Here is a 3933-nt window from a genome sequence, read left to right as displayed (position 1 = left end):
ACTGCGTAAATCTAGACCGTTGTGACACACCTCAATCATGCTCGAGCACAGGCCCACAATTAGGAGACACGCCCTAGGAACCCAGCGCCAATCTTCCAGCCAATCATCGATCCAACGCAGGGAAGGATGATGTAGACCATTCGTGTGAAAGTGATATCCCAGCCTTGGCTTTCCGCGATTCCTGCGAGGACGCCACCGAGGAGGCGGTCATTACGCGAGCGGTAAGTTTTCTTGGTGGACTTTTCGGGAGCGGCGTCGCTCATCAGATAAAAACTCCAAGGTATGGCTATTTAGGCATTTTTCGGTCGACCGCGCTTATACGTAAGTTTCCTTCGGCATGATAATCCATGCTGCGAGGTAGAGAAGAAACTGCGGACCAGGCATCAGGAAAGACGCGACAAATATAACGCGCAGCAAAGTCGCATCCCAGTTGAAATACTCAGCGAATCCACCGAGCACACCTGCAACCATTTTGTTATTGGTGGAACGGGTCAGTGACATGTTGTTCATAACAATCAAGGGTAGCCCCAATCCGTTTAGTTCGCAGTGGTGCTAGCTCTACTAAATGTGCCGACTAAAAACAGCGTGTCCCAGCTAAAAACACCGCTACCCCAATACGGTTAGGTGGGGTAGCGGTGTGGGCGTCGTCAAGCGAGCTTTACGGGGCGAATGCTAGCAGTCGTAGTAGAGCTCGAACTCCTGCGTCGTCGGGCGCAGACGTGCCGGCATAATCTCCTGCTCGAACTTGTAGCGGATATGCGCGTCGATGAGATCCTGTGTGAAGACATCGCCGGCAAGCAGGAACTCGTGGTCCTCTTCCAGCGCCTTCAGCGCACCCTCCAGCGAATGCGGGACGGTGGGGACGTCCTTGAGTTCCTCTGGTGGCAGCTCGTAGAGATCCTTGTCAATCGGCTTGCCAGGCTCGATGCGGTTCTTGATGCCGTCGAGACCAGCCATCATTGCGGCGGTGAAAGCCAAGTACGGGTTGCCCGACGGGTCCGGAGCGCGGAACTCGATGCGCTTGGCCTTCGGGTTTGCGCCGGTAATCGGGATTCGGATGGCGGCCGAGCGGTTCTCCTGGCTGTAGACCAAGTTGACGGGAGCCTCGAATCCCGGAACCAGGCGGTGGTAGCTGTTCATTGTCGGGTTGGTGAAAGCCAGGACTGCACCGGCGTGCTTCAAGATGCCGCCAATGTAGTAGCGCGCCATGTCGGACAGGCCACCGTAACCGTTTTCATCGTGGAATAGTGGCTTGCCATCCTTCCACAGTGACTGGTGGATGTGCATACCAGAGCCGCCATCGCCGGCCAACGGCTTCGGCATGAAGGTAGCGGACTTCTGGTTGAACTTGGCGGTGTTCTTCACCACGTACTTGAAAGTCTGCATGTCATCGGCGGCGTGCAGCAGGGTATTGAAACGATAGTTAATCTCCTGCTGACCGCCGGAGCCCATCTCGTGGTGGGAGCGCTCAACATGGAAGCCAACATCCTGCAGGTGCTCGCCGATTTCGTCACGAAGATCCTGCATGTGGTCATACGGAGCAGTAGGGAAGTAGCCGCCTTTGGTGCGCACCTTGTGGCCGAGGTTGCGCGATCCGTCCGGGTTTACCTTCACACCGGAGTTCCACCAGCCCTCAACCGAGTCCACCTCGTGGAATGACTTGTTTGAACTGGAGTCGTAGCGGACGGAGTCGAAGATGTAGAACTCTGCCTCAGCGCCAAAATTACAGGTATCGGCGAAGCCCAGTTCGTTCAGGTAGTTCTCGGCCTTACGGGCAATATTGCGCGGGTCGCGACTAAACGGCTCGCGGGTGTGCGGGTCATGGACGAAGAACTTCATGTTCAGCGTCTTCGACTTACGGAACGGGTCGATGAAAGCCGTGTCCAGGTCGGGCAGCAGCATCATGTCGGAGTTATCCACCGAGGTGTAACCCGCAATGGACGATCCGTCGAAGGCGAGGCCCTCGTAGGCTGAGTCCTCATCAAACTCGGATACCGGAACGGTTAGGTGCTGTTCGATGCCGGGAACGTCGGTGAACTGGACGTCTACCCAGCGAATGTCATTGTCCCGGATGTATCGTTGGATTCCTTCCGGAGTTGTCTGGTCACTGCTGGGTTTGAACTTACCCATTGGTAAAACTCGCCTACTTCGCGTCTAGCTTGTTGAGCTTACTAATCGTGGTGTTGAAATTACTGGTCACTACTACTTCAGCAGCGGAACATCCCACAGGTTCAGCTTGGTGCCGATGCCCTTTGCCAGGGCGTTGTCGTAGACATCGGTGGCCCAGGCGACGTCCTCGACTGGCATGCCTCCGATGGAGTAGCAGAAGATTTCCTCGTCGTTCTGGCGACCCGGGGCCTTACCGGAAGCGATATCGCCAATGTTGACAAGCTTCTCGGCGGGAAGAGTGCCCTCTTCCTTCATGTCCCACCAGCGGTTACCCGGAATACCGAGCAAGCGCTCATAGGTCACGTCTGGGCCGTTCTCGTTGAACCACTCTTCGTACAGGCCGGTGTAGTCAACGACGAGGTTGCAGTCGTCGGAACGCACGAAGTCGTCGTCGAGGCGTGCAGCGGCTGGCATGAGCAGCAGCGCGCCGGGCTTCAGATACTCCTTCTTGAAGTACGGGAAACCGGACGGGCCATCGGAGGAAGTCGAGGTGCCGGCGATGAGGATGTCGGAGTCGCGGATGGCCTCTTCTTCGGTCTCGACGATACGGACCTCTTCCAGCTGCGGGAACTCGTTCTTAATCCAATCCACAGCCTTCTGGGTCGAAGCCTGGGAGCGGCCCTTGACCTTAACCTTCTTAATGCTCGGACGCTGCGACATAGCGGAGCCGAGAATGGTGCGGCTCATAACACCCGGGCCAATGATGCCAACGACCTCGGCGTCTTCGACGGCCAGGTGCTTGACGCCGACACCCGGAACAGCGCCAGTGCGGTAGGCCGACAGGAGGTTTGCCGACATGACAGCCTTCGGGGCACCCGTAATTGCATCGTTGAGAATGAACAGGTGGATCGAACGTGGCAGGTCGTTCTGGCGGTTATCGGCATTGGAGCCGTACCACTTCACACCTGCGCCGTTGAAGCGACCACCGAGGTAAGCGGGCATTGCCATGAAACGACGGTCAGGGCCATTTGCCGGCATACCCTCATGGATTGGGTTATCCGGGAAGTTGATCTGGGCACCGTGGGAGTTAGCGGAAGCGCCGGCCATCCGGTAGTCGCCGTCAGCCAGCAGAATCAGGGTTTCTTCCATGGTCTCAACACACTCGGCGAAATCCGTGACACCAGCTTCAACCATGTCCGGTTCGCTGAGGTAGAGAAAATCAATGCGAGTTGAGTTTTCTGGGTTGGCAGCGTTTTCGTTAGTCAAGAATGCTCAAATCCTTCTTAATGTTCATCGGCCACCCTATGCGGCGGCTGGGCTTAAGTTATTCCAGATGCATGCTCTCCAGAATCAATCAAAACGCCTCGGCGCGGGCTCTCGAGGCGCCATTTCCGAGGGGTATGTCGTACTACCATACGGAAAAACCACAGCGTAGGGGGCGTTTACGCAGTTTTCAGCACGACATTCCCGCTTTACGACGGTCACAGCGACAGAGCCCAATTTCCGTCAATAAGTTGCCCGTAATAACTACTTCGACATGCACAATTGATACTTTTTGAGAACGATTACAGATGAGTGAATTATCCTCCCACGCATCAATGTTTATGAACTTTGTCACATGTCATTAATCTGCGACACATTTCTGGTTCAACGGGCGTGATTGCCTGGCACCTTACCTTCGCAGCATGCCCCATCCGCTCTTGGTGGCCGCCCATCCCTGCCCTCGCATCCGTCCCTCGTGTTGTCCCTAGGGCGTGTCTCTTATATGCGTAACCAGACCAGAATCGCCGCAAGCACCACTCCCGCGCGATACGTGACCGCGAG

General features: G+C 56.1%; 4 protein-coding genes. All 4 read right to left on the bottom strand.

Annotated elements, in window-relative coordinates:
- Positions 1-59: 59 nt before the first annotated feature.
- The 4 genes from QP978_RS10680 to QP978_RS10665 all read right to left on the bottom strand — a co-directional run bounded on the left by QP978_RS10680 (position 60) and on the right by QP978_RS10665 (position 3375).
- Positions 60-263: a PspC domain-containing protein gene (locus tag QP978_RS10680; protein WP_284857161.1), complete on the bottom strand. Its 204-nt coding sequence runs from the start codon at positions 261-263 to the stop codon at positions 60-62.
- A gap of 52 nt (positions 264-315) precedes the next feature.
- Positions 316-510, bottom strand: a complete 195-nt coding sequence (locus tag QP978_RS10675) for a PspC domain-containing protein (protein WP_049170202.1) — start codon at positions 508-510, stop codon at positions 316-318.
- Positions 511-672: 162 nt separating this feature from the next.
- Positions 673-2130 carry a type I glutamate--ammonia ligase gene (glnA, locus tag QP978_RS10670; RefSeq protein WP_048732579.1) on the bottom strand — a complete coding sequence of 486 codons (1458 nt, stop codon included), beginning with the start codon at positions 2128-2130 and terminating at the stop codon, positions 673-675.
- Between the two features lie 72 nt (positions 2131-2202).
- Complete coding sequence (locus QP978_RS10665) at positions 2203-3375, bottom strand: ornithine cyclodeaminase family protein (protein WP_284857160.1); 1173 nt, start codon at positions 3373-3375, stop codon at positions 2203-2205.
- Between the last annotated feature and the right edge of the window lie 558 nt (positions 3376-3933).

The sequence above is a fragment of the Corynebacterium sp. MSK035 genome, from assembly GCF_030232615.1.
Lineage (GTDB): Bacteria > Actinomycetota > Actinomycetes > Mycobacteriales > Mycobacteriaceae > Corynebacterium > Corynebacterium jeikeium_D.
Note: the sequence above shows the minus strand (reverse complement) of the source record. Positions and strands in the feature narration are given on the sequence as shown.

Excerpts from the sequence above, each read along its gene's own strand:
- QP978_RS10675 (WP_049170202.1), bottom strand. The coding sequence starts at position 510 with ATGAACAACATGTCACTGACCCGTTCCACCAATAACAAAATGGTTGCA.
- glnA (WP_048732579.1), bottom strand. The coding sequence starts at position 2,130 with ATGGGTAAGTTCAAACCCAGCAGTGACCAGACAACTCCGGAAGGAATC.
- QP978_RS10680 (WP_284857161.1), bottom strand. The coding sequence starts at position 263 with ATGAGCGACGCCGCTCCCGAAAAGTCCACCAAGAAAACTTACCGCTCG.